This is a genomic window from Emticicia soli (assembly GCF_037860775.1).
GTDB lineage: Bacteria > Bacteroidota > Bacteroidia > Cytophagales > Spirosomataceae > Emticicia > Emticicia soli.
The window spans coordinates 1-25,204 of sequence record NZ_JBBEWC010000021.1 but is presented as its reverse complement, the minus strand read 5'-3'; the positions used below and the strand labels follow the sequence as shown (position 1 = coordinate 25,204).

Here is a 25,204-nt window from a genome sequence, read left to right as displayed (position 1 = left end):
GAGGTTAAAACTCTATAATGAATCCTATACTTGGGGTCGGGCGACCTGATAAGTTTTCTAAAATTACCGGAATTGCATTAGACCCATCTGATTTTATAGATTGTCCGTCGGTAGTTTCAAAATCTGAATTATCGGCTTTTCTTTGGAATGTAAAATAAGGGATTGACTCATTCTTAAAAGCCAGCACATTTTGCACATCTAAAAACAAATCCAGTGTCCAGCGTGGGTAATTCCATTTTTTGTCTACTCTTATATCAACCTGATTGAATGCCTTTAGCCTGACAGAGTTAAGGCGGGTATAATCAAGTATGCCCTGACCTAGTGTGAGATAGTTGCGCTGAGAACTGGCCAAATCGTAAGGCGTATAAGGGCCACCACCGGCATAGCGATATTTCACGCCAAGTTCCCATTGTTTGTTTAGTTTAAGGCCATAGATTAACGAAACTAGATGGCGATAGTCCCAGGCTGATGCTACAAGAGGCGTATTTTGCCCACCAAATTGGCTGCGAACAAAAGTGTATGAGAAAGTCAGAAAATTGCGTTTAACCAGTTTTTGTTGTGCAAAAAACTCAATACCATAAGTACGCCCTTTACCGATTGATTGTACGGCTTCATTGCCAATAGCACCAAAACCACCCCCTAAGTTTGCTAATGAAATATTATCGAGCGTACTAACCGGATAATTGCTATAATCTTTGTAGAAACCTTCAATGGTAAATCTCAGGTCTGATTTTGGTAAATACTCAAGCCCAAGGGCGTAATGTATGGTGTTAATATATTTATTGTTGCGATTGGTATAATTGCCTTGTGCATCCTTAAAACCTAATACGGTATAAATAGGTATTTTATAGTAGCTACCCCAGGCGGCATTAAGCCTTATTTTATCGTTGAATGGCACTGATACGGCCAAACGAGGTGAGAGTGTTCTCAGCGGATTGTTGCCATCGGTTGTAAAACTGTTCATATCGGTCCTGATACCTCCCGATATGCTCATCTGATTGGCAAAAGTTTTTCCGGCTTGTGCAAAAGCGCCATATTTCCAGAATCCTAAGTTGGTATTGAAGCGATAAGCTATCTCTGGCTGAATTACATTTCCGTTTTGGTCTCGCACCTCATTTCTGATTTTCTGGAAGAAGTCATTCTCATAATTCACATATTGTATAACTCCGCCGAAACTATATGTAAAACCATTCTGCGATTTTTTGATCGATACCCTTAGTTTATTCTCAATTTCTTTCGATTGAGAAAACAGATTTTGTGCCAATGGGCTCGGGTTGTCATTATCTTCATAGCGTTCTAATGAATTGTTGAGATGATTGCGACTAAGAGCAATATTTATAAAACCATTATTGATGAGGTGTTTAACTGATGCGCCAGCGGTATAATTCCACTGATTAATAAGCGATGAATTTCTGAAAACATAGATATTCTCGGGGCTTGGGTCTTTTGGTAAGGCAAATTTGAAATCGTCAATAGCACCTACACCAATCAGGTTAAGGGTAGTTTTTTTACCTAATTTATGCGTGATTTTGGTCTGAAAGTCCCAGTAATTAGGTCTGATAGGCAGGTCTATAAGTTGAAATAGAAGCTGTAGATAAGAGCGGCGTGCTGATAGTAAAAAGTTAGTTTTATCACTTATTTTACCATCGAAAGTGGCTGCTAGCTCAGTAGCACTAAGGCGGATATTGCTTTGCAGTCGCTCAGAATTACCAACTTTCTGGTTTATCTCAAAAACACCAGATAGTGAATTGTCATATTGTGCATTAAAAGCCGAAGTGCTGAGTTTGATGTCGTCAACAAAAGCGGTATTTATAATACCTGCCGGTCCACCGGCACTACCCTGTGTAGCAAAATGGTTAATTACAGGCACTTCAATGCCATCGAGGTAGTAAATATTTTCGTTAGGCCCGCCACCTCTTAGTACTATGTCGTTTCTGAAACCTCCGGTTCCGGTAGTACCTGCAACCCCCGGAAGGGCTTGAATAACCTTTGAAACATCAAAATTTCCACCAGGATTACTCCTGATCTCTTCAACAGTGAGCGATTGTACCGATAGGGGCGTAATAACATCGGACGCAATTGCTGATTTTTCTTTCTGATTTTTGATAGTTACTTCACCCAGGCTCGAAGTTTCTTCCTGCAATTCAAAGTTAACCGACTGAGCATTGCCTGATGTAAGGTTGATATTGTACTTAATCAGGGTTTGGTAACCTACAAAAGTAACCTTAATGTTATACGTACCTACAGGAAGAGTAAGGCGATAATTGCCTTCAAGGTCAGTAGTGCTTCCAGCAGTCGATTGTTCTACACTTATAGTAGCACCAATGAGCGGTTCTTGCGTATTTTTGTCGATTACTTTGCCGTAAATGTTTCCTGTATTTTGCGCATAGGCGCTAATAATGCATAGTTGAAGTAGAAAAGTAAAGTAAAATATGGTAGATTTCATGCAAAATGAATTAGATTAGTTTTATATAGAACAAATTAAGATTAAAATTGTTCTATATAAAACTAAAATATTTTTTATTGTATTATATAATACTAATTTTAAGTTTGTGTTTATTGTTTAAGCCATGGATTACACCATTTTAAAAGAGATTATTGCTTTAGCAGAGGCCTATCAACAGCAAACCAAGGCAGATACTTGGCAGAAAGTGCAGTTTGTGTCGTGGATAATAAATGAGGCTAACAAGCCGGAACGCCCGCCTGCGCCTGCTGCCTTTGTTCCTTCGCAAGATGGCTTAATATCTATGTTTTTGGGCATTGCTTATAAATATGCGCAGTTTTATTCACGCAGGGTTTTTCGTAATACCCAGATTTATTCGCTTGATGATTTTGCGGTACTTGTTTCTCTTTTCCCCGACAAAGAGTTTAAGAAAATAGATGTGCTACGTATGTGTATTCAAGAAAAATCGTCAGGGAATGAGGTGTTGAAACGCTTACTTAGAGAAGAACTGCTACAAGAGCGAGAAAATCCGGCTGATGCTCGTTCGAAGCTCTTATCACTGACCGATAAGGGGCGAACCCAATACGGTCTTATTCAGCGCGGTATATCTAAAATGGCAGGGCATATTGTAGGTGATTTAAATGCAGAAGAGAAAAACCTGTTGCTGCAAGTACTCATGAAGCTTCACCAGTTTCACAAACCATATTTTGAAGAAAACGATGAAGAAACGTTAAATAAGTTGTTGAATTAGTAGGTAAAACTGGAAAATAAAAAAGAGGAACTTCAAATAAAGCTCCTCTTGTGTTCCCGAAGGGATTCGAACCCCCATCATCAGAACCGGAATCTGACATTCTATCCATTGAACTACGGGAACGGATATTTTTTCTTTAATTATTCTATGTTTGTGTTCCTGAAGGGATTCGAACTCCCATTATCAGAACCGGAATCAGACGGGGCGGCCTACGCATTCTATCCATTGAACTACGAATACAATTACTATTGTAATCCAAAACACAAAATTACAAAAATCTTTCTTTAAATACTATTTAAGGTGCTAAATGATAACAGCGGCGGCAACGGGCTTCGTAACTATCGGCTTCACCTAATAACACCTGTTGTTCATCGGCAACTTTTCGGTATGAATAATGCGCAATATCGCCACAAACTACACAAATAGCATGTACTTTGGTTACATACTCAGCAATAGCCATCAGGTTTGGCATTGGCCCGAATGGCACACCTGAGGAGTCCATATCAAGCCCTGCTATAATCACTCTTTTGCCTTGTTCAGCTAGTTTATTTACTATTTCTACAATGCCTTCATCAAAAAACTGTGCCTCATCAAGCCCCACCACTTCGCAGTCGCTGGTTATGAGCAAAATCTCTTCCGATGTATTAACAGGCGTAGAGCGAATAGCGGTCTGGTTGTGAGATACTATGTTTGCTTCATGATATCGCACATCAATAGCAGGCTTAAATATCTCAACTTTTTGTCGGGCAATTTTGGCTCGGTTCAGCCTGCGAATCAGTTCTTCGGTTTTACCCGAAAACATTGAGCCGCAAATTACTTCTACCCAGCCTGTTTTATGTCCTTGTCCTCTACCTCTTTTTGGTTCAATAAACATTATTTTCTTAATTTTTTCGTTCTATGTAAAACTGGCAAAAAAGTTGTAGTAATTTTACTGTCAGTTAGCAGAAATGATTCTTCCGCATGAACGCTAACACTAGCTTCCAGTTAAAGACCATTAGCTATTTAAATTACAAAACAAACAAATTTCAGAATGTCGAACAAATTGAATTTGTCCGCCGTCGAACGGTACAGCAAGGCTTATGCAGCCCGTGTGTGTGATGAATTTTTTGCTCAGAACAATACTATCTCGGGCAAACAAATACTTTCTTTATGTAATGTGCAGCAGGTAAACCTACTGACAATCAGGGCTTTGTTTGAAAAATGGCAGGGAGATACGCAACGTTTGCGTAGCCCTTATTTTGATTTTACAGCTCCGGAAGTGCAACAAGCGTTAAAGAATTTTATGAATATAGTTTCACAATTTATTTCTGTGAAACGTGAACAATTTGAGCCTCTGCTGGTAGATTCGGTAGGAGAAACACTGGTATTGATTCTTGAGCCTCAGACCTTTTATAAAGAACTGATGCGCGACCTGCCTAATTTCAGGTTTACACAAGAGAATGCTGCTCCGCTTACCAAATATATTCAGATTAATAAGCAGGTTTTACCTAATCTGGTTGAAAAACTGAACGGAAAAGAGTTTGTATTTGCCAATCAGGCAATGACCTGGATTGAAGAAATGCCTATCACAGCCGAAAATCCTGATAAATACCTAGCACTTTTTGCACAGAAAGTACCGATTCCTGACGAATTGGTGCCTTCTAAAGCCGTTTCGGTGGCTGATGTTATCAACAACCCGTCGGCTGCTTCTTTTTTCGACCTAGAATTGAACAAGCCCGCAGTAGAAGAGAGACCTTATGTACCTCCGCAACCTGTGGTAGTGCCACCGCCGGTAGTGATTACTGAGCCTGTTGTACAGCAGGTGAATACCTATGTAGAGCCACCTCAGTATGTAGAGCCTCCAAGACCAGAACCTGTAAGAGAAGTAGTAGTTGAAAACAGACCTCCGGCGCCAATATTCGAGCAGAAACTGGGTTCGGTGATGTCGAAAGTAAACGAGCCGAATAGTTATGAAAAATCGCCATCAAGAGAGGCAGAAGAGTTACGTTTAAATGAAAAACTGGCTTTAGCCAGCGAACAAAAAAGCTTGAACGACCAAGCCAGAGCAAACAAAACTATTCTTGACCACCATCAGAATAACCGCATTGAGGGTATCAATAGTGCTATATCACTGAATCAACGATTTTTGTTTACCAATAATCTTTTTGGTGGTAATATTCAGGCGTTTTCGCATGCGCTTGATGAAATTGAATTGTGTAAAGATTTTGGCGAAGCCAAAGAATTGATTCTGAAAAAATATGTTCCTCGCTACCTGTGGGATATTACAGGTGCTGAGGCCGAAGAATTTATCGAAATCGTGAAGCGTAGATTTAATTAAATCTACTATCAATTAATATTTGCCTTTTTCTTGACAACCCCGTATTTTGCTTCAAAATTCAAACGCTGCCTTGGCTGAAAAAGAAGTAAAATACGGGGTTTTGTTGTGTCAGAGAAAAAGCCTGATTATTATAGGCTGTTTCCTGCTTTTTCGCTTTTATCCTCTACACGCTTCTGGAGAACCTTTCCCGATAGGAGCTCGAAGCTGGGGCATAGGTAATGCAACCGTAGCCCTTTCCGACAGGCAATCGGTTTTTAATAATCCGGCTGGTTTGGGCTTTCTCTCCAATAATTTTATCAGTACATCGTATCATAATCGCTATTCAATTGCCGAGCTCAATACTTTTGCCTTAGGTGGTAACTACAATACAAGAGTGGTAAATGTAGGGCTTGATGTTGAACGATTTGGCGACAAACTTTATCATGAACAAAAACTCGGCTTAGCTTTGGCTAAAAATACGGGTCGGGTTTCGTTGGGTATCAAGGCATCGTATCTGCAAGCGGTTGTGGAGGGTTTGGCTACTAAGCGTACAATTCTTACACAGTTTGGTGTAATGGCCAAGCTAAGTTCTACTGTTCAGTTGGGTTTTAGTGCCTATAATCTTACAGGTGCTCGGCTTTTCAGGTCGCAGAGAGTACCTACTGTGCTACGTTTAGGCGTGTCATACCAGCCTACAAAACAACTATTATTGGTAGGCGAAGCTGAAAAAGATATTGTGCTACCCACTTTATTTAAGGCCGGATTAGAGTACCAAATCGTAAAAAGTTTTTATCTTCGTACTGGCATTACGTCTAAGCTTAGTAATGTTCATTTCGGAATTGGCTTTCAATCGAAACAATTCTTTTTCGATTATGCCACCAGTAACCATTCTTTACTGGGTTTTTCACACCATCTTTCATTGGCCTATCAGTTAGGTAAAACACAACAGAAATCATTATGAAAAAAATCGCATTTTTCAGTACAAAACCTTACGATAAGGAGTTTTTCGAGAAGTATAATCAAGGGCATGAGATAGATTTTTATGAAGTAGCGCTGAACGAGCAATCGGCCAGGCTAGCCGAAGGTGTTGAGGTTGTTTGTGCCTTTGTAAACGACAAACTTAATGCAGCCGTTATTGAAACATTACAAAAATCGGGCGTGCAACTGATAGCCCTTCGATGTGCTGGGTTTAATAATGTAGATTTAGCTGCTGCCGAGCAAGCCAACATTAAGGTTGTGCGGGTTCCGGCTTATTCGCCTTATGCAGTGGCCGAACACGCGCTGGCGTTAATTATGACTCTGAACCGTAAGACACATAAAGCTTATAATAGAGTACGTGAAGGAAACTTTTCGTTAGAAAAATTAACGGGCTTCGACATTTATCAAAAAACCGTTGGTGTAATAGGTACTGGTAAAATAGGAGGGATATTTGCCCGAATTATGCTCGGTTTGGGCTGTAAAGTACTTGCTTATGATACTTACCACGACGAACACCTGATGGCTATCGGTGTAAGTTATGTAAATCTTGATGAGTTACTCAACGCATCAGATATAGTATCCTTGCATTGCCCATTGACCGAAGAAACCCGTCATTTAATAAATACAGAAGCATTAGACCAAATGAAAAAAGGGGTAATGGTGATTAATACCAGCAGAGGAGGCCTGATTGATACCCAAGCAGTAGTAGAAGCCTTAAAGAACAAAACAGTAGGGTATCTGGGGATTGATGTATATGAGCAAGAAGAAAATGTTTTCTTTAATGATTTATCAGAAGAAATTCTGCAAGATGATACACTGGCTCGCCTCATGACTTTCCCGAATGTGCTTATTACCTCACATCAGGGATTTCTGACGGAAGAAGCACTTACGCAAATTGCCATTACAACTTTACAGAATATCAGTGATTTTGAGCACCAGCGAGAACTTACAAATGAAATAAAATAGTAGGGAACTTTAGCCGCATCTAAATGATTTTGTAGGTATAATCAACACGCAATATACTATTACTACAATGATTCATACACAGACTATACAGTTTTTAGAAGAGTTAAAAGCCAACAACAACAAACCTTGGTTTGACGCTAATCGTAAGGCTTACGAAACCGCCAAACAGAACTTTGGCGAGGTAGTAGGAGAGCTAATAAAAGGCATAGGCAAATTTGATAAGGCCATTGAAGAAAGCAACCTACAGGTAAAAAACTGTATTTTCAGAATTAACCGTGATGTGCGCTTTTCGAAAGATAAGTCGCCCTATAAAACAAATTTTGGTGCATGGTTTAATGCCGGAGGCAAAAAAGCCAATGGTGCCGGCTACTATTTTCATATCGATGCCAATGAGTGTTTTTATGCAGGTGGAGTCTGGATGCCCGAAAATGAAGATTTGAAGAAGATACGTGAAGAAATAGATTATAACTACGAAGAAATAAAGGGTATTATTGATAATCCTGATTTTAGAAAGCACTTCGCTAATGGTCTCGACAGAGAAGCCTCTCTTACACGCCCACCAAAAGGATATGATGAGAGTAATCCTGCTGTTGAGCTTCTGAAACTGAAAAGCTTTACAGTTTCCAATACTTTCGATATAAAAGAGGTACTCAAAAAAGACTTCGCCGACAAAGCATTAGAAGGCTTCGAGGCGATACACTCATTCAATGAGTTTCTTAACAGGGCGATAAAAGGCTAATTGTGAATGAGTGAATGGTGAATTAGCGAATGAGTGATTGTTTAATTGTGCTACATAGTGCGCTTTGTGTACTTCGTGGCAAACTATTTAAATTATTCGCTAATTTACCATTCACTAATCCACAATTAATCCCCAATCACTCACTCACTAAATTCTTCCACCGTGAACTATTTTTAAAATATATATGTATATACATTAAATGTAAATGTATAAAATGAAAACGATATATTATAAAGCTACTGACAGGGGCCATGCCAACCACGGTTGGTTAGATGCCTATCATTCTTTTAGTTTCGCAGGCTTTCATGATGCTACTAAAGTGCATTTTGGTGCATTAAGAGTGCTGAACGACGATAAAATAATTGGTGGAAGAGGTTTTGGTATGCACCCACACGACAACATGGAAATTGTAACGATTCCGCTTTCGGGCGATTTGGAGCATGCCGATAGTATGGGTAATGTAGGTGCTATCAGCAGGGGAGAAGTACAGGTTATGTCGGCTGGCACGGGAATTTACCATTCAGAAAGAAACAAAAATATCGACAAAGCGCTTCAGCTTTTACAAATATGGGTGTTTCCGAAACTGAGAGACATTGAACCACGTTATGACCAAAGAGCTTTTTCGATTGAAGATAGAAAAAATCAGTTTCAAACGCTGGTTTCACCTTTAGGCTCTGACGATAGCGGAATGGGTATCAATCAGGATGCTTGGTTTTCGTTAATCAATCTCGACCAGGATAAAGAAGCCACATATAACATCAAACTAAACACAAATGGCGTATATGCCTTTGTAATTGAGGGTGAAGCCGAAATAAACGGACAAACCTTAGGCCGCAGAGATGCGCTTGGTATCAGCGAAACAAATGAAGTAATAATTAAAGCAAAAACCGACACGGAGATATTATTGATTGATGTTCCGATGTCTTTCTAAATTTAAACCAAAGAAAAATGAAAATTGAAATCATTTCAGGCAGCCCAAGACAAGAAAGTGTTACGGCACGAGTAGCTAAATATTTACAGAAACATTTGAGTGAAATCACTGATGCTTCGGTAGGTATTATTGATGTAAGAGCGTACGAATTACCTTTTGTGCAAAAAGTCTGGACATCTATTGATGCTGTTCCGGCTCAGTGGAAAGAGCTAGGTGAGCGTATGTTCTCGGCCGATGCGTTTATTCTGGTAACACCCGAATACAACGGTAGCTATTCGCCTGCAATGAAAAACCTTTTAGATCATTTTCCGAAGCAAATTCATAAGCCTTTTGGTATCGTAACAGCCTCACCGGGCGCAATGGGTGGTATGAGAGCCAGCCAGCAAATGCTTACTTTGGTAGGTGCTTTGTTTGGCATTGTTTCTCCACATATGCTCATTGTACCTGCAGTTGATAAAAAGTTTGATGCTGAAGCAAATCTGATAGACCCGAATTTCTTTAAGGCTGTAGAATTGTTTACCAACGAGTATATCTGGCTTGTAAATAAAATAGTTGCCACAAAAGAAGTGCAGTTATTACAACCACATGTATAATGCTTAAGGAAGCATTCAATATTTAACAATGAAAGCTCGTAATGTTCAGAACATAAGTTTTGCCAATGAGGTCCAGATGGGGCCAATGCGAGTAAAACAACCCTTGCCAACCAGTAATATCAGGCAGGTGAGCCCATTTATTTTGTTACACCATGCAGGGCCAACTTATCATAGCCCTGATACCAGCAAGCCTCGCTTGAACCCACACCCTCATAGGGGTTTTGAGCCTGTAACATTTTTGTTTCAAGGCAAAATTCACCATAAAGATTCTTTAGGTAACGAAGGATTTCTGAATGCCGGAGACGTACAATGGATGACCTCGGGTAAAGGAATTATCCACTCAGAAGGGCCATCGGCTGAGTTTATGCATGAGGGAGGAGATTTTGAGTTGATACAGTTGTGGGTTAATTTGCCTCGGGCACATAAAATGACCGAGCCTAAATACCAACACCTGACCAAAGATACTATGCCTGTATTGAAAGAAGACGGCATAGAAATGCAATTGGTGGCAGGCGAATACAAAGGTCAGGCCGGAGCAGCCTCTACTTTCTCGCCAATATTGGCCATGATGGTGCATTTTGAAGCAGGGGCGAAGACTTTCTTCGAGATACCGGCTTCTTATAATGGATTATTATATGTGCTTGATGGAGAGATAAGAAGCAACGGAACTACAGTAGAAAAACTAAACATGGTCACTTTTGACCACGAAGGTGAGGGAATAGATTTTGAAGCCATTAGCAAAGGTAAATTGTTGTTTCTGGCAGGCGAGCCAATTCAGGAGCCACTTTCTACCTATGGGCCTTTTGTGATGAATTATCCTGCCGAATTAAAACAGGCAATAGTAGATTACGAAACCGGATTAATGGGTGTTTTGGAAGATTGATTTGAGTTGAATAGGATGATAGATAACTGTGCCACAGTCGTACTCGTTCGAGTATAACCGTGGCACAGTTTGTATAGCCCTAATTTACAATTTTTACTTCTGCACACCCTCTTTAGGGCCTTGTTGTTTATAAACTCTTTCAGCCACAATTTCGTCGGGTGTAATGCTGCTCATAGCTACTTGTAGTTTATTATTAAAGCCCGATACCACCATATCATCGCCATTCATTAATGCATTATAGCCATCCATAGCCACTTCGGCAGGGTCGGCCAATTTGCCGTCTTTTACAGTTTTAGAATGTAGCATATCAGCCTTTCTGAAAAAATCAGTAGCGGTAGCTCCCGGTAAAAGCGAGGTAATCACTACGCCACTATCTTTTACCTCGGCACGTATTGCCTCTGTAAACGAATGCACAAAAGCCTTTGTGCCATGATAAACCGCCTGAAAAGGCCCCGGTACTTTGCTGGCTACCGAAGCAAGATTCAGAATTTTACCACTTTTACGCTCAACCATTTCTATCAGAAACAACTTGGTAAGCACAACCAGACTGGTAATATTCAACTGAATAATATCCATCTCTCGCTCAATATCTGTATTAATAAACTCCCCGAATTGTCCTTGTCCGGCATCATTTACCAGAATATCGACCTGCAAACCTTTCGATTTTACGAAGTCATATACCTCAAACCCTGCGTTTTTCTTAAATAAATCTTTAGCAAAGGTTACCACCTCAATTTTGTAGGCTGCGCTCAATTCATGCGCCACCCTATCTAGCTCTTCCTGACTACGGGCAACAATGATTAAATTATGGCCGTCGTTTGCCAATAATCGGGCAAGCTCGTAGCCAATACCGCTTGTGCCACCTGTAATGAGTACGTATTTCTTTGTTTTAGCCATGACTTTTTACTTAATGATTATACCCTGTAAAGCGCAAAAACAGCACCACATAGGTATATCAATAAGAAAAGACTACGAGTGGGGGAGGAAATCAACAAAGAATGGATATTTGAGGAATTATACCTACATGCTAATGCAAACTGTGTCATGCCTATACTCGTCCGAACACGGGCATGACACGGTTATTTTTTTCGGTTATTATATTTGGTATTTCTTCTTCGAAAAAAAATGTTCAAGCAATAACAAAGAACTCACCGCAAACAAGCAAGCCAGTACCAATCCTGGAAGCCCATTGATTTGTAAAATGATTTTGCCTGTAAGCTGATTAATATTATTGGCTAACGGCGGAACATCAATATTTGTTTTTGAAGATTTACCAACAAAACTCACTAAGGTAATCAGTAAGGCCGCTGCTATGCTTACACCATACCACACTTCTTTACTGATAATAGGTTCATAAACCACTTTTTTGTCTAAACGTTCTATGTCCATCATCACATTTTCAGTAAAATCGGCCGACGGACTTTCCATCAGATGTTTTTCTAGCAAAACTTGTAAAGCCACACTTGACACAAGCGATTCCTGTGCTTCAATCTGCTGCATGATTGTAGCAGTAAAATCAGCCTTGGGTTGGTCTAATTCTACCGACTGAATCAGTTTTTTTAGCTTATCTTCTTTGTCTTGTGCCATCTTGCTGAATGTTTTATAACAAAAAGTGCAATTCTTGCTCTAGTTTCTTTCTTGCCCTAAATAACTTGATTTTGATGTTGTTCATACTTAATCCGGTTATTTCTTCTATTTCTTTCAACGAACTTTCGTTGAGATAATACAGCGTAATCAGCAGTGCTTCACTTTGTGGTAATCGTTGAATCGCATCTTTTACGTATTGTTGTTCTTCTTTAGTTTCTAACGATACCGAGGGTGTGCTTGCGGTGTCAACAGCATAGCTTTCATGTGCTTCGTCATCAATACTAAAAAAATCTACTTTATTTCGGGGTAGTTTGTTAAGCGCGGCTCTATAAACAATGGTATAGAGCCATGTTGAAAACTTCGATTTGTTTTCAAAAGTATGAATTTGCTGATAGGCTTTCAGAAAACTCTCCTGAATTATGTCTTCGGCATCTTCCCGGTTATTTACAATCTTTAAGGCTACCGTAAAGGCCATATTTTTATACTTATTCACAAGAAATGCATAAGAAGCGGAGTCTCCTTTTTTTACTCTCTCTATGTAGGCTTGCTCTTCTGTATGCATTAATTCTGAGGTAGTCTTTGTTGTATAGTAAGACAAGAATAACTAATTACCGGTTACAGAATTGACGATATTTTTTGTAGAATTTATTTTTAGAAAATTCTGTAACCAAAGCTTCGTGCCCGTTGTCTTATGGGCAAGAAGTAATAATTACCTAAAATTACGATAAAAAGATGGACGAAATATTAAGAGATATGATTGTGTCGGTTGCTGCTTTTGCAGGCATATTTGGTATTGTCTACGTTTTTCTGACTGCCCGCAACCGTGAACGCATGTTAATGATAGAACGAGGAACAGACGCCTCGAAACTATTTAATTCAAGAAACCGCATACAATTACAAACCTTGAAATTTGGTATGCTATTCGTAGGGGTTGCCTTGGGTATTCTGGTTGGCAATATACTCTATCGAAAATACGATTTAGATCGGGAAGTAGCCTTTTTTTCGATGATATTCTTATTCGGTGGCCTAAGTCTCATTACTCATTTTCTGATTGACAGAAAACTTAAAGATTAACTCAAACAGTTTTTTTAAATACAAAATTACATAATGAAAAAGCAAAGTATCCTACTGGCAGCTTTCTGCCTCATGTATCTCGTATTGCCTTTAGCAAAGCTACAAGCGCAAGTTAATCCCTCTAATCAAGCAATTTTCAATGAATTAGCCCGAAAAGATAGCCTTCTATTCAAAGCCGTATACGATTGTGAGGTAAACAAAATTGATAACATACTGGGTAAAGATTTCATGTTTTATCATGATAATGGTCTTTTTGGATCTACCACCAGCCAAACATTTACTGATTTCAAAACTGGCTTGCAGAAGAATTTCTGCGACAAGGGGATAAAACTAAAAAGACAATTAGTAAAAGGCAGTTTGCAGGTAATTGTTGTGAATGGTGAGAAAGCCACACAAACAGGCGTACAGCGTTTTTATATGGAAGAAAAACTGGTAGAAGAATCGAAGTTTTCTCGTGTGTGGCAAAAACAAAAAGGCGATTGGAAAATGACACAGGAACTAGATTATCTGGTAAATACCAAATTTGCTTCAAGATCTAGCGGCGATGCACTTTACAATGAAATAGCACACATGGATAGTGTTTTGTTCAATGCTTTTAATACGCAAGACGGCGAAACAATTAAAAAGGTTTTTGATGAAAGCCTGGAGTTTTACCATGACAAAGGAGGGCTTACTAACTATACCCAGAATATAGCTGCAACCAAAAATCTGTTTGCTGCTAATAATGGGTTGACCCGAAGATTAGTTGAAGGAAGCATGGAGGTGTATCCTGTAAAAGATTACGGTGCTATACAGGTAGGTACACATACTTTTTGCCATAAAGAAAACGGAAGAGACGATTGTGGAACATTCAAATTTTTACACATCTGGCAAAAGAAGAACGGAGTCTGGAAAGTTACCAGAGTTGCCAGTTATGACCATTGAAAACACAAACTGTGACACGCTTATACTCGCAAGTAAAAGTGCTTGGCACGGTTATTAATTATATTTTATAGCTAAAATCCTTTAAGTTAACCCCATTTACCCGTGCCAGGGTCGTATTCTTTCGAGTATAACCGTGGCATGAGAATGCGCTCGAGCGTGTTACCTGATAAACAGGGCGTGGACTACAAAGAAGAACAGTTTGCTAAACAATAAAGGCAGGAGGTTGTAAATGTTTACCAATATAATAGATAAATATGCCTATTAAGGAAACGTAAAAACACAATCACATTTTGCCATTTGGCAAATCGTCATACCAAACTATTCGATAATTTTGTAGTATGGAAAAATTTATAAATTACCTGCTGCAGTTTGGTAATTTGAACAAACAGCAGATAGACTTAATTACAAGCAAAGCGACAGAAATAGAACTTCGCAAAGACGAATATTATTGGGAAGCGGGAAAAACAGTTAAACAAATTGGATTTCTTACAGATGGTGTTATCCGGGTCTATTATTACAACAACAAAGGCGAAGAAATTACACGTTACTTTATTGACGAAAACCATTTGATTTTATCAGGAAATACAATTGATGAAGTTTTTACGCCTTCCGAATATTTATCTGCCATTACCGATTGCAAATTGGTTGTTTTTTCAAAACAAAATTGGAAACACCTTTCTGAAACTATTATTGGTTTGGATAGCATTGTTCAAAAGATAATTACGAAACATCACGGCAAAAAAATTGCAAGAAGAAGCGAATTGGTTTCGCAGGACGGAACAGAACGCTATCTTGATTTTATAGAGAAGTTTCCGACATTAGTAAATCGTGTGCCTTTGTCATACATCGCTTCTTATTTGGGAGTTACGAAATCATCTTTAAGCCGAATACGAAAAAATATCCGCTAAAATCACTTTTTGCCAAATGGCAACTGGTTTCATTTTTTATTGAGTCAACTTTGTACCATCGAATTTTAAAATCAAAAAAGATGAAATCAAGAGAATTAGGGAAAGGTGGATTAGAAGTATCTGCATTGGGTTTTGGTGCGATGGGATTAAGTTTTCCAAATGCACCTACGAAAGAAGAGAGTATAAAGTTAATCCGTTCGGCCGTTGAACATGGAGTTACTTTCTTTGATACGGCGCAAGGTTATGGAGAAAACGAACTGTTGGTAGGCGAAGCACTTGAACCATTGCGTAAAGAAGTTATAATTGCAACAAAATTCGGTTTTAAAGACGGAGACGGCAGATTAGGATTAGACAGTCGTCCTGAGAATATTAAAGCCGTTGCCGAAGCATCTTTGAAAAGATTAAGGACAGACGTAATTGATGTGTTTTATCAGCACAGGTACGACCCGAATGTTCCTATCGAAGACGTTGCGGGTACAGTAAAAGACCTGATACAAGAGGGAAAAGTAAAGTATTTTGGTTTGTGTGAAGTAAATGCGGAAATCATTCGCAAGGCTCATGCTGTTTTACCTGTAACGGCTTTGCAAAGTGAATATTCAATGTTCTATCGTGAACCCGAAGATGAAATTATTCCGACATTGAAAGAATTGGGAATTGGCTTTGTTGCTTTCAGTCCATTAGGAAAAGGATTTTTAACAGGAACAATAAATGCGGATGTGGAGTTGGCTAAAACTGATGCAAGAAATATGTCGCCACGTTTTAGCAAAGAAAACAGAGAAGCCAACCAAGCATTGGTTGATTTGGTTATTTCCATTGCGACAGAAAAAAACGCTACACCTGCACAAATTGCATTAGGTTGGCTGTTGGCTCAAAAACCTTTTATTGTCCCTATTCCTGGAACATCGAAATTACATCGCTTACAAGAAAACATTGGTGGTGCAAACATTTCATTAAGTAATGATGAACTCCATAAAATCAATTCTGCATTAGCAAACATTAAAATTATAGGCGAACGTTATCCCGCACAAGTTCAACAAAAATTAGGTAAATAAATACTGTTTTTTTTGACAAAAAGTACAAATGAGCACTCAAAAAACGCCTGTTTTCAGATGAAGATGGGCGTGAAATTATTTTAAAATAGCTTTCAGATGATGTTTTAAATGCCCCACATAATCTTCCATAATAAAGGCCAGTGTAAACGGTTCGTTTCCTGCAATGCTTATCGTGTTTTTTAAATAATCAACATTCACAGATTCAATAATGTGGGCAATATGTAAGTTATAAGCTTGCCATAAAGTAATTAGCTCTTCCCAATTTCTATTATTATAATGCTGTTCTGCTACCCAGAAATCCTGTGCGTAACCTACATAATCTACATGTGGCTGTGCCATTGTGCGTACAAACTTTTGCTGATTATTAGAAGCCGAATCAATCAGATGCCCTATAATTTCTTTTTTCGACCATTTTTCAGGCTGCGGTTTAATGCTCGCTTCGTCGTCTGAAATAGCTCTTAATGTTGGTAAAACTTCTTGTAGGGTTTGTCGTAGGTGGTCGGCAACTGCTTTCATTTTTATTGATATATTTGTGTTTGAAGGCGCTTGATTTGATGTCCTAACATCAGCCAACTACTTCAGGTTCATAGATAAACAGAAATATTGATGGAAAATATATTGAATGACGACTATTGGAGCCAACGCTATAACGACGGACAAACAGGCTGGGATATTGGCTATGTATCTACACCACTGAAAGCATATTTCGACCAACTGACAGATAAGTCGGTTGCTATATTGATTCCGGGTTGTGGTAACTCTTACGAAGCTGAATATTTGCTTAATAATGGCTTCACAAACATTACTTTAATTGATATTTCGGCGGTTTTAGTAGAACGTTTGCAAGAAAAGTTACAATTTTGCATAGAAAATGGTACGTGTCAGGTAATTCATCAGGATTTTTTCACGCATCAGGGGCAGTATGACCTCATTATTGAGCAAACATTTTTATCGGCACTTGAGCCTTCTTTGAGGCCTGCCTATGCCAGACAAATGCACGATTTACTGAAACCTAGAGGTAAATTGGTAGGTGTAATCTTTGATTTTCCGTTTGACGGTGGTCCACCTTTTAGTGGTACAAAAGAAGAATATCTGGCAATGTTTGAACCCTATTTTCAACCTGTTATTTTTGAGAGATGCACCAACTCAATTCCTCAACGTGCAGGAAACGAATTGTTTCTTCGTCTCGACCGTAAATAACCAATTACTCAACAAACCATATATTGAAAAAAAGAATTATGCAAAAAGCCAGAAAAGCACAAGAGTCGCTTACAGTAATGACCGAGATGGTGTTTCCGAATGATACTAATACTTTAGGTAATCTGATGGGAGGCAACCTGATGAGAATGATGGATATAGCAGGCGCTATTGCTGCTCAAAAACACTGTAATCGTATCGTTGTGACCGCTTCGGTTGATAATGTTTCGTTCAAAGAAGCAATTCCTTTGGGTTCGGTTGTTACTTTACAGTCTAAAGTAACAAGGGCTTTCAACTCATCCCTCGAAGTAGGAATTGATGTGTGGGCAGAGAATATTCCGGCAGGAACAAAAATCTACACCAACAAAGCCTTTATGACTTTCGTGGCCGTTGACCAGACAGGCCGCCCGATAGAAGTACCACCTGTTGAGCCCGAAACCGCCGAAGAAAAAGAATTGTATGCAGGTGCTTTGCGCCGCCGTCAGTTGAGATTGGTTTTGGCAGGCAGAATGAAACCGGAAGAAGCACAAGAATTAAAACAAATATTTAAACTAGACGCATAGGCACAAGCCTATGCGTTTTTTAATGCCATATCAGGGAATAAATTCTTTTGCTCTACCAACCACGATGTAGTATTGAACTCAAATCCTTCTCTTTTCAAAAACGCCATCAATTGTTTGAATCTCTCTTGCATTTGTTGCCCGTTATTCCTTTTTAAATAAAAAGGATATTTAGCACCATTCAATAAATCTGTATAATCTGTAAATTCCCAGGGGTGGAAATATAAGTGCAGATAGCCATCGGCCTCGGCTACTTTTTTACATAAATAGAAAAAATAGGCTAACGGATAATTATGAAAAGCTATCCAGAACAAAGGCAAACGCCATTTGGGCGACACCGAAGCTGGTACATGAATCAGGCCGTTTTGCTCAAAAACTGTTCGGGGAATATGTCTGTAATCGTATCGACCCGGCAGATATGTTGGGTTGTACGAAGCATTATAGGTATAACCGGCTGCCAGCAGGTCGGCATCTGATACAGGCGCCATCCGAGGCATTCTGAAACCCCTTACTTCTTTTTTTATAATACTTTCAAGCACCTGTTTAGAGTTCAGCAGGTCTTCGGTTTTGTGGCTCGAATGATAATAATTGTGCGAGGCTACCTCGTGTTTACGGCTTATATCTGCTACAACGGTAGGTTGTGCCAAGGCATAAACGCCTGTGCAGTAAAAAGTAGCGGTAGCGTCGTATTTGTCTAAAATAGATAAAACACTTTTTAAACCAGCGCTTGAAGTAGCAATCTGTTCGTCCATTGATGGCTTACCACCATATTCAAAGGGCATATCAAACTCTTCTACATCAAAACTGAGAATAGCTGTTTTCATAAATATTATGTTCCTGTACAATGTATAGCGGCCGTTCTTTATTCTGAATCAATATTTTGCCGATATACAAGCCTATAATTCCTAAAATAAATAAATTTAACCCGCCAAAAAAAGCGATAGTTATCAAAACCGAACTCCAACCATCAACTACGTGCCCGCTAAAGAAGCTATAAAACACATAAGGCAGATACAAAAGCGAGCCTAAAGCAATGGTAAAACCTAAATAAATAGCCCCGTGCAATGGTTTTACGCTAAAAGAGGTGATACCCGCCAAAGCGAGTTTAACCATTTTACTAAGCGTATATTTACTTTCACCTGCAAAACGTTTATGTGGTTTGTAAGGGATATTCATTTGTTTATAACCAATCCACTGAATCATACCTCGCAGAAAAACATCTTGCTCTTTCGAGTTTTTTAGTGTTTCGGCAACTTGTCTGTCTATCAAACGAAAATCAGCCTGGCCGGGTTCTAGCGATAAATTGCTTATATTATTCAATACCTTATAAAACCATTGGCTCGATTTCTTCTTAAACCAAGATAAATCACGGTCTTCTTCCCGAATCGTGTTCACCACATTTACTCTGTTTCTGAGCCAGTTTTCAATCAAGACAGGTATCAGGCTTGGTGGGTGTTGCAGGTCGCTGTCCATCATAATAATGGCATCGGCATCAATAGAATCAACGCCTGCTTTTAGTGCTATCTGTTGACCAAAGTTTCTTGAGAAAGACAAATATTTTACCGAGTGGTCTTCACGTGCTAGGTTTCTGATAATACGTAGGGTACCATCAGAACTACCATCGTTTACAAAGCAAAACTCAAACGAATAAGGCAATTGATCAATTACTTGTTTTACAGCATTGTAGAAAACGAGTATATTTTCGTTTTCATTATAGGCAGCTGACAAAATACAGATTTTTAGTCTTGAAATATCCATTTTTTTTCGGTCAGGGAGTATTGGTCGGTTAGTAATTGGTAAACACAGGCAAACCATACCAGGCAGCACGGAAATGCCTTTATAGAGTAAATGATAAACATTTGCCTGATATGATACGGAAAAATATCAGTTGCTGTAAGTGAGGTAATTAAGGCTACTGTAATCAGTAAAACCCATACCCAACGTTTAATGGGGAAGTCTTGGGTAATAAACCAGATAGCCACGCCCGACACCGCAACAATGTAAGTAGAGGATTCGGACGATGACGAAAATATAACTACGAAAATAAGGATAGACGCTAGATAGCGTAGCTGAAACACCAGATTGTGGTAAAAACTGATACGTGTTAATGGTGCCAGTTGCAAAACTAAAGCAGGCACAATAAAAGCCACGTTACTTATATCAAAACCACCCACACGTCTGAAAAGCCCCATAAGCGAAACATCTTGCATACTACCAATACCGTGGCTTCCGGTTTGATTTGAGAGGTTTTTCTCTACCAAACTATGATACCAGTCGGCATAAGACTGAAGAACAAACGAGGGTGAACTTATAACCATAGGTAGCACTAAGAGTACCACCGCCCAAAATATAGCCGAATAAATGTATTTGACTTTGTGCTTTGAAAAAAGCCAGAAAACCAAGCCAACAATGCCATAGAGTTTTACAAATAGGCCAATCATGACAAATAAAGGTGCCCAGAAGTCTTTTTCTTCTTTAACAAAATACCATGATAAGATAATAAGCCCGGCAATACTTGGGTTTACCTGCACATTGTGCGAAGAGGTCATTAAATCTACTATGCAAATCAGAAGAATTATCCAAAGACTGGTGTCTTCAAGCGGTAGTGTAGTAAAAGCTTTATATAAGACAAAAGCATGAAACGCAACCCATATCGGAAGCCCTATATAATCGGGCAAAATAGCGAAAGGCATGATTATGAGCGCAAACAACGGACCATAATGATTACTATCGAAATACTCGTTTGGGTATAAGCTATAGAGGTTCGTCTGATGAATAAGATGATAAAAAACCCCTTTGTATATTGCGTAATTGTTGTACGAGTTTCGCAAAAAATGTATTAAACCTATAATTACAGGTAGCACAAACCACAATAGGCGTGGAATGCCTTTTGTCTTTCTCATAAATAATAGTTATAAACAAAACTTATGCAAGATAAGTAAATGATTTTGAACTAGTAAATTCTGAAAAGGAAATTATAGTGATTTAATCTTTTATTAATTTTTCACTAAGGTCTATGTACTTTTTGTACATTTTTAAGTTATAACGTAAAAACGCTAGCCGATATTTTGAGGTCATAAAAAAAGCGGCAGCCTACTGATAGACTGCCGCTCCTTTTATATATATTCCTGATTAATATTCGTCTTCAACTGTTTCTTCTGCTTCTACTAATTCAGGTTTTTTATGTTCTACGATGTTTTTCTTGTCCTTGAATTTTTTTATCTGAGATTTCAACACTTCAAGAGCTAGGTCGGTTGCTTCTTCAAATGTATCTCCTTTTTCTTCTACAAATATTGTCTGACCCGGGACATTTAATTTAACTTCTATATGTTTTTTATGAACTTTACTTTTTTCTCCTTTGCTCAATTTCAAAAACACTTCGCCACTTGTTACACGATCGTAAAAGGTTTCTAATTTATTTAACTTGTTTTGAATGAAACTAACCAATCCTGGGTCAGCATCAAAGTGTACTGCATGCACATGAATCTTCATAACTCACTAATTTAAAGTTAAAAAATAGATTAATTGGTCAGGCTTATAGGCATAGCTATTTTGTGATAGCTAAAGCTTATAAATCTGGGTTTCAAAGAACTTCTTAGAACTAAGGAAAGGAAAAAAACAATACGAGTCAAGAAATATTTAAAGAAAATTATCAGGCGCAGATATGATTTAAATAGGTGCCAATATATACGAATATCGCCAAACCAATTTGTCTTAACAAAATCAGTTAAAGGCATGGTATGTGTCTGTTTTTAATTGTTAAGTATTTGATTATTAGTGAATTGTACTTGTATAGAATATGAGTTCTTTCGCAAAATAAATACTGTAGACTTTACGTTTTTAATAGAAATAATAAGGTAATTTTTTAATTTTGCTTCAACAAAAGAGTACATGTTAAGCAGAGCCTTATATTTTTTATATATACTCTCCCTGATTGTTCTTTTTAGCCACTTTTTGTCCACCGGGCAGTTTATGAAAATAGCGTAATTTACAGTATCTTGTTTGTAGCCCATAGAAAGCAAGACCAAGTAGTTTACATTAACACACAGTCAACTCTTTTAATATTATGAAAAAATTAGCGTCAATTTTTGCTGTTGCTGCTTTACTTTTTGCTTTTACTGTGAACGACGAGCTTGCCGACAACATTGTTAGTAAATTTAACAAGTATGCTGCCACATATCCCCAAGAGAAAGCATATCTGCATTTAGATAAGCCATACTACACTGCCGGAGAAACCATCTGGCTAAAAGCTTATCTGATAGAAGCTGAAACAAATTTGCTTGATACCACAAGTATTCCGCTGAATATCGAACTGATTGATAATCAGTTAGGATTAGTGGTTGGAAAAAAAATACTGAAACTGGAAGGTGGAATGGCTGCGGGCGATTTTGAGCTACCTGATAGCCTGCATTCGGGGTATTATCGTTTACGTGCCTATACCAACTGGATGCGTAATTTTGATGAAAGCCTGATGTTTAATAAGGAGTTTAAAGTATATAAATCTGGTGAGGACGTTTTGCCGACAAAATTCAACCCACAGGATATTGACTTTCAGTTTTTTCCGGAAGGTGGGCAGATTGTAGAGGGGCTTGATAACAAAGTTGCCTTTAAAGCAAGCGATAGGGTAGGAAATGGTGTAGATGTAAGTGGTATAATATTAACAAATTCGGGCGATACCGTAATTGTATTTGACAGCGAGCACTTGGGTATGGGAGTATTTAATTTTAAAGCTAAACCCAACGAAACTTATATTGCCAAGATAAAATACCGTAATATATTTGAGAAAGAGGTGCAGTTTCCAAACATAGAAAAACAGGGCTTTGTAATGGGGGTAGAAGCCGTTGCCGACAAAAACCTGATGCGCTTATATGTAGGGCATAATTATAATAAACCTAAAGAAAGCGGCAATATATTGGTAATTGGGCAGTCGCAGGGTAAGATTTCTTATGTAGCCCGCACGCCAATCAGCAACAAATCAATGTTTGTGAAGATTTCAAAAGACAAATTTCCGGAGGGAATCACACAGTTCACGGTTTTTGATGAAACCGGCCGCCCACGCTGCGAACGTCTGGTATATATCTTTAAAGAAGATTACATAAACTTGAGCATTACGCCTGACAAGCGTATTTATAAACCCAAAGAAGAAGTAAAACTAGAGATTGAGGCGAAAGACATGGACGGAGAGCCTGTGGAGGGTAATTTTTCGGTAGTAGTAACAGATGGCAAACAGGTATTGCTCTCTCCGAATGAAGAGAATATACTGAATTACTTGTTTTTGAGCTCAGATGTAAAAGGAAAAGTTGAGCAGCCCGATTATTACTTTACGCAAACAAAACCTGAGGTACGCCGCCACATGGATATTTTATTGATGACCCAAGGCTGGCGACGTTTCAAATGGGACGATATTCTGAAATCAGATTTACCATTACCAGAGTTTGTTGCTCAAAGAGGGATTGATATTTCAGGCGAAATCACAAGACAGAATGGTAAGCTATTCGAAAAGCCTATCAACCTTACATTTATGATGTGGCAGGAAGGCGGAGAACGTAGCTTCGGTTCTGGCTTGGCAGCAACCGATGGAACGTTTTCATTAAACGACCTCGATTTTACAGGTACCAGTAAAATACTGATTCAGGCGGTGGCAGGTAAATTAAACCGTAATACTAAAATTTTCATTAATAAAGCTAAACCACCAAAATTGGAGCGAGTGCCCATTCCTTTCAACCCGATTACATTTGATGAAAATGATTTGGCTGATTACCTGAAAAGAACACGAGAGAATCTTGAGATAGAAAAACTGATAAAAGCTCGCAGAGAACAACTTTTGCAGGAGGTAGTAGTAAAAGCAAAGAGAGAACAGGAGAGAGACAACAGAGTATTGTACTCGCACGCATCTAATACCTTAAAAATAACGCCTGACATGAATGTATCGGGCAATGTACTAGACTTATTGAGAGGGCGTATTCCGGGTGTGCAGGTAATGGGTAATGCAATGGAACCTACTGTGATTATCAGAGGAATAAGCTCAATGAATGGTTCTTCAGAGCCAACCTTTTTGCTCGATGGTATGATGATGGATAAACAAGCCATACTGAATATACCAGTTTTTGATGTAGAACGCATTGATGTACTGAAAGGCGCCGATGCGGCTATTTATGGTTCAAGAGGGGGTAACGGTGTAATATCTGTTCTAACAAAGAGAGGAGATTCCGCCAGACAGCCTTGGGAAAGTAGTGGTATTGAAGTAACCGAAATAAACGGTTATGCACCTGTAAAAGAATTTTATTCGCCAAAATATGACGGGCCTACTATGGAAGATTTTCAGGTAAATAATAAACCAGATTACAGGTCAACCATTTTCTGGGCACCAATAGTAAAAACCGATGCGAAAGGCAAGGCAACGGTATTGTTTTTTAACTCTAATGCCGAAACAGATATTAATATAAAGCTGGAAGGAATGACCTTGCTAGGGATGCCTGTCAGAGCAAAAAGTAGTTATTCAGTAAAAAAATAGCTATATTAGCTATAAATATAAGCCTCTGGCGATTTTGGAAAGAATCAAAAGAGACATGTATTGCAAAACCAAGAAAAAATTTTACTTTTGTTTGATTCATCTCGGATGAATCGAACAAATTCACGTCAGCATACTAATAAATGATTTCTAAAAAAGCAAAATATGCACTAAAAGCTTTGAAACTCTTATCTGAAAGATACGAATCAAAGCAACCTGTTCTTATTGCTGAAATAGCCGAAAAAGAAAATATACCCAAGAAATTTCTGGAAGCTATATTGCTCGAACTGCGTAACAACGGAATATTACATAGCCAGAAAGGAAAAGGAGGGGGCTACCAGTTGAGGCTTCCACCTGAGCAAGTAACCATTGCAAAAATTGTGCGTATTGTAGATGGCCCAATTGCACCCATGCTATGTGTATCGTTACATTTTTATGGTAAATGCGATGATTGCGATGATGAAGTAACTTGCCGCATAAGACCCATTATGGAGAAAGTAAGAGATGCAAATCTGGCAGTGTATGAACATACAACATTGAAAGATTTATTGGAAGAAACACCTCTGTTAACAACTTAAAGCATTTGATAGAACAAAAAAAATAGTCCTCTTCCGAAGGGCTATTTTTGTATATTAGTTTTTGGCTTAAGCTGAGATTTTTGCAGATTTAGCAACAAGAAAAAACTTTACGTAATTGAATTGTTTTGAAGAAAAAAGAGAGGGAAGTCCCTCCCTATTTCTGTTGTTTGGAGACTGTAAATTAAACTGTGTCAAGGTAAAATTTAGCTAAAATGTTAATTTTACTTTAAACA

Annotated in this window: 26 protein-coding genes and 1 tRNA gene; 16 read left to right on the top strand and 11 right to left on the bottom strand. The window is 38.6% G+C overall.

The window, feature by feature from the left end:
- Window positions 1–4 precede the first annotated feature (4 nt).
- Entirely contained in the window at window positions 5–2,446 is a 2,442-nt protein-coding gene (locus WAE64_RS23590; RefSeq protein WP_340240466.1) for a TonB-dependent receptor, read from the bottom strand.
- Window positions 2,447–2,570: 124 nt separating this feature from the next.
- Here WAE64_RS23590 and WAE64_RS23585 point away from each other — a divergent pair, with 124 nt between their 5' ends.
- Window positions 2,571–3,194 carry a winged helix DNA-binding protein gene (locus WAE64_RS23585; protein WP_340240465.1) on the top strand — a complete coding sequence of 208 codons (624 nt, stop codon included), beginning with the start codon at window positions 2,571–2,573 and terminating at the stop codon, window positions 3,192–3,194.
- A gap of 51 nt (window positions 3,195–3,245) precedes the next feature.
- On the opposite strand, the gene WAE64_RS23580 is transcribed toward WAE64_RS23585, so the two are convergent.
- Both WAE64_RS23580 and WAE64_RS23575 read right to left on the bottom strand, forming a co-directional pair.
- Window positions 3,246–3,317: transfer RNA gene (locus WAE64_RS23580), tRNA-Arg, on the bottom strand.
- Window positions 3,318–3,489: 172 nt separating this feature from the next.
- Window positions 3,490–4,068 carry a thymidine kinase gene (locus WAE64_RS23575; protein WP_340240463.1) on the bottom strand — a complete coding sequence of 193 codons (579 nt, stop codon included), beginning with the start codon at window positions 4,066–4,068 and terminating at the stop codon, window positions 3,490–3,492.
- Between the two features lie 156 nt (window positions 4,069–4,224).
- Between WAE64_RS23575 and WAE64_RS23570 the strand changes: the two genes are divergently transcribed.
- The 7 genes from WAE64_RS23570 to WAE64_RS23540 all read left to right on the top strand — a co-directional run bounded on the left by WAE64_RS23570 (window position 4,225) and on the right by WAE64_RS23540 (window position 10,580).
- Window positions 4,225–5,511: a hypothetical protein gene (locus WAE64_RS23570; protein WP_340240461.1), complete on the top strand. Its 1,287-nt coding sequence runs from the start codon at window positions 4,225–4,227 to the stop codon at window positions 5,509–5,511.
- Window positions 5,512–5,557: 46 nt separating this feature from the next.
- On the top strand, window positions 5,558–6,451 hold the full coding sequence (locus tag WAE64_RS23565) for a PorV/PorQ family protein (RefSeq protein ID WP_340240459.1): 894 nt from the start codon (window positions 5,558–5,560) through the stop codon (window positions 6,449–6,451).
- A complete protein-coding gene (locus WAE64_RS23560; RefSeq protein WP_340240458.1) occupies window positions 6,448–7,434 on the top strand; it encodes a 2-hydroxyacid dehydrogenase in 987 nt (328 codons plus the stop codon). Before WAE64_RS23565 ends, WAE64_RS23560 begins: the two co-directional genes overlap by 4 nt.
- 67 nt (window positions 7,435–7,501) lie before the next feature.
- On the top strand, window positions 7,502–8,173 hold the full coding sequence (locus WAE64_RS23555; RefSeq protein ID WP_340240456.1) for a DUF2461 domain-containing protein: 672 nt from the start codon (window positions 7,502–7,504) through the stop codon (window positions 8,171–8,173).
- A gap of 214 nt (window positions 8,174–8,387) precedes the next feature.
- Window positions 8,388–9,104, top strand: a complete 717-nt coding sequence (locus WAE64_RS23550) for a pirin family protein (RefSeq protein ID WP_340240454.1) — start codon at window positions 8,388–8,390, stop codon at window positions 9,102–9,104.
- Window positions 9,105–9,121: 17 nt separating this feature from the next.
- Window positions 9,122–9,697 (top strand): NADPH-dependent FMN reductase, encoded by a 576-nt coding sequence (locus WAE64_RS23545; protein WP_340240452.1) that lies wholly within the window; start codon window positions 9,122–9,124, stop codon window positions 9,695–9,697.
- A 28-nt stretch (window positions 9,698–9,725) separates the two neighbouring features.
- The gene (locus WAE64_RS23540) at window positions 9,726–10,580 is read left to right on the top strand and encodes a pirin family protein (RefSeq protein WP_340240451.1); all 855 of its coding nucleotides are present in this window, start codon (window positions 9,726–9,728) and stop codon (window positions 10,578–10,580) included.
- A 93-nt stretch (window positions 10,581–10,673) separates the two neighbouring features.
- On the opposite strand, the gene WAE64_RS23535 is transcribed toward WAE64_RS23540, so the two are convergent.
- From WAE64_RS23535 to WAE64_RS23525, 3 genes are all read right to left on the bottom strand, one after another.
- Window positions 10,674–11,477 carry an SDR family NAD(P)-dependent oxidoreductase gene (locus WAE64_RS23535; RefSeq protein WP_340240449.1) on the bottom strand — a complete coding sequence of 268 codons (804 nt, stop codon included), beginning with the start codon at window positions 11,475–11,477 and terminating at the stop codon, window positions 10,674–10,676.
- Between the two features lie 198 nt (window positions 11,478–11,675).
- Complete coding sequence (locus WAE64_RS23530) at window positions 11,676–12,167, bottom strand: hypothetical protein (RefSeq protein ID WP_340240447.1); 492 nt, start codon at window positions 12,165–12,167, stop codon at window positions 11,676–11,678.
- 13 nt (window positions 12,168–12,180) lie between these two features.
- Window positions 12,181–12,729, bottom strand: a complete 549-nt coding sequence (locus WAE64_RS23525; protein WP_340240445.1) for an RNA polymerase sigma factor — start codon at window positions 12,727–12,729, stop codon at window positions 12,181–12,183.
- Window positions 12,730–12,899: 170 nt separating this feature from the next.
- Between WAE64_RS23525 and WAE64_RS23520 the strand changes: the two genes are divergently transcribed.
- The 4 genes from WAE64_RS23520 (at window position 12,900) to WAE64_RS23505 (ending at window position 16,125) form a co-directional block, all read left to right on the top strand.
- Entirely contained in the window at window positions 12,900–13,241 is a 342-nt protein-coding gene (locus tag WAE64_RS23520) for a DUF6249 domain-containing protein (protein ID WP_340240444.1), read from the top strand.
- Window positions 13,242–13,274: 33 nt separating this feature from the next.
- A complete protein-coding gene (locus WAE64_RS23515) occupies window positions 13,275–14,165 on the top strand; it encodes a nuclear transport factor 2 family protein (RefSeq protein WP_340240442.1) in 891 nt (296 codons plus the stop codon).
- Between the two features lie 338 nt (window positions 14,166–14,503).
- Window positions 14,504–15,073, top strand: coding sequence for a Crp/Fnr family transcriptional regulator (locus WAE64_RS23510; RefSeq protein WP_340240440.1), 570 nt, complete (start codon window positions 14,504–14,506; stop codon window positions 15,071–15,073).
- 80 nt (window positions 15,074–15,153) lie between these two features.
- Window positions 15,154–16,125: an aldo/keto reductase gene (locus WAE64_RS23505; protein WP_340240438.1), complete on the top strand. Its 972-nt coding sequence runs from the start codon at window positions 15,154–15,156 to the stop codon at window positions 16,123–16,125.
- A gap of 75 nt (window positions 16,126–16,200) precedes the next feature.
- On the opposite strand, the gene WAE64_RS23500 is transcribed toward WAE64_RS23505, so the two are convergent.
- Window positions 16,201–16,641: a DinB family protein gene (locus tag WAE64_RS23500; RefSeq protein ID WP_340240436.1), complete on the bottom strand. Its 441-nt coding sequence runs from the start codon at window positions 16,639–16,641 to the stop codon at window positions 16,201–16,203.
- A 90-nt stretch (window positions 16,642–16,731) separates the two neighbouring features.
- On the opposite strand from WAE64_RS23500, the gene WAE64_RS23495 reads away from it, so the two are divergent.
- Window positions 16,732–17,325: a methyltransferase gene (locus WAE64_RS23495; protein ID WP_340240434.1), complete on the top strand. Its 594-nt coding sequence runs from the start codon at window positions 16,732–16,734 to the stop codon at window positions 17,323–17,325.
- Between the two features lie 38 nt (window positions 17,326–17,363).
- Complete coding sequence (locus tag WAE64_RS23490) at window positions 17,364–17,885, top strand: acyl-CoA thioesterase (RefSeq protein ID WP_340240432.1); 522 nt, start codon at window positions 17,364–17,366, stop codon at window positions 17,883–17,885.
- Between the two features lie 8 nt (window positions 17,886–17,893).
- Here WAE64_RS23490 and WAE64_RS23485 read toward each other — a convergent pair whose 3' ends face one another.
- The 4 genes from WAE64_RS23485 to hpf form a co-directional block, all read right to left on the bottom strand.
- Window positions 17,894–18,706, bottom strand: coding sequence for a polysaccharide deacetylase family protein (locus WAE64_RS23485; protein ID WP_340240430.1), 813 nt, complete (start codon window positions 18,704–18,706; stop codon window positions 17,894–17,896).
- On the bottom strand, window positions 18,681–19,640 hold the full coding sequence (locus WAE64_RS23480) for a glycosyltransferase family 2 protein (protein ID WP_340240428.1): 960 nt from the start codon (window positions 19,638–19,640) through the stop codon (window positions 18,681–18,683). Before WAE64_RS23480 ends, WAE64_RS23485 begins: the two co-directional genes overlap by 26 nt.
- Complete coding sequence (locus WAE64_RS23475) at window positions 19,622–20,785, bottom strand: glycosyltransferase family 87 protein (RefSeq protein ID WP_340240426.1); 1,164 nt, start codon at window positions 20,783–20,785, stop codon at window positions 19,622–19,624. Before WAE64_RS23475 ends, WAE64_RS23480 begins: the two co-directional genes overlap by 19 nt.
- A 229-nt stretch (window positions 20,786–21,014) precedes the next feature.
- The gene (hpf, locus tag WAE64_RS23470) at window positions 21,015–21,374 is read right to left on the bottom strand and encodes a ribosome hibernation-promoting factor, HPF/YfiA family (protein ID WP_340240424.1); all 360 of its coding nucleotides are present in this window, start codon (window positions 21,372–21,374) and stop codon (window positions 21,015–21,017) included.
- A gap of 574 nt (window positions 21,375–21,948) precedes the next feature.
- On the opposite strand from hpf, the gene WAE64_RS23465 reads away from it, so the two are divergent.
- Together WAE64_RS23465 and WAE64_RS23460 are read left to right on the top strand one after the other, a co-directional pair.
- Window positions 21,949–24,396, top strand: coding sequence for a TonB-dependent receptor plug domain-containing protein (locus tag WAE64_RS23465; RefSeq protein WP_340240422.1), 2,448 nt, complete (start codon window positions 21,949–21,951; stop codon window positions 24,394–24,396).
- Window positions 24,397–24,536: 140 nt separating this feature from the next.
- A complete protein-coding gene (locus WAE64_RS23460) occupies window positions 24,537–24,971 on the top strand; it encodes an RrF2 family transcriptional regulator (RefSeq protein ID WP_340240421.1) in 435 nt (144 codons plus the stop codon).
- The last annotated feature ends 233 nt before the right edge of the window (window positions 24,972–25,204 follow it).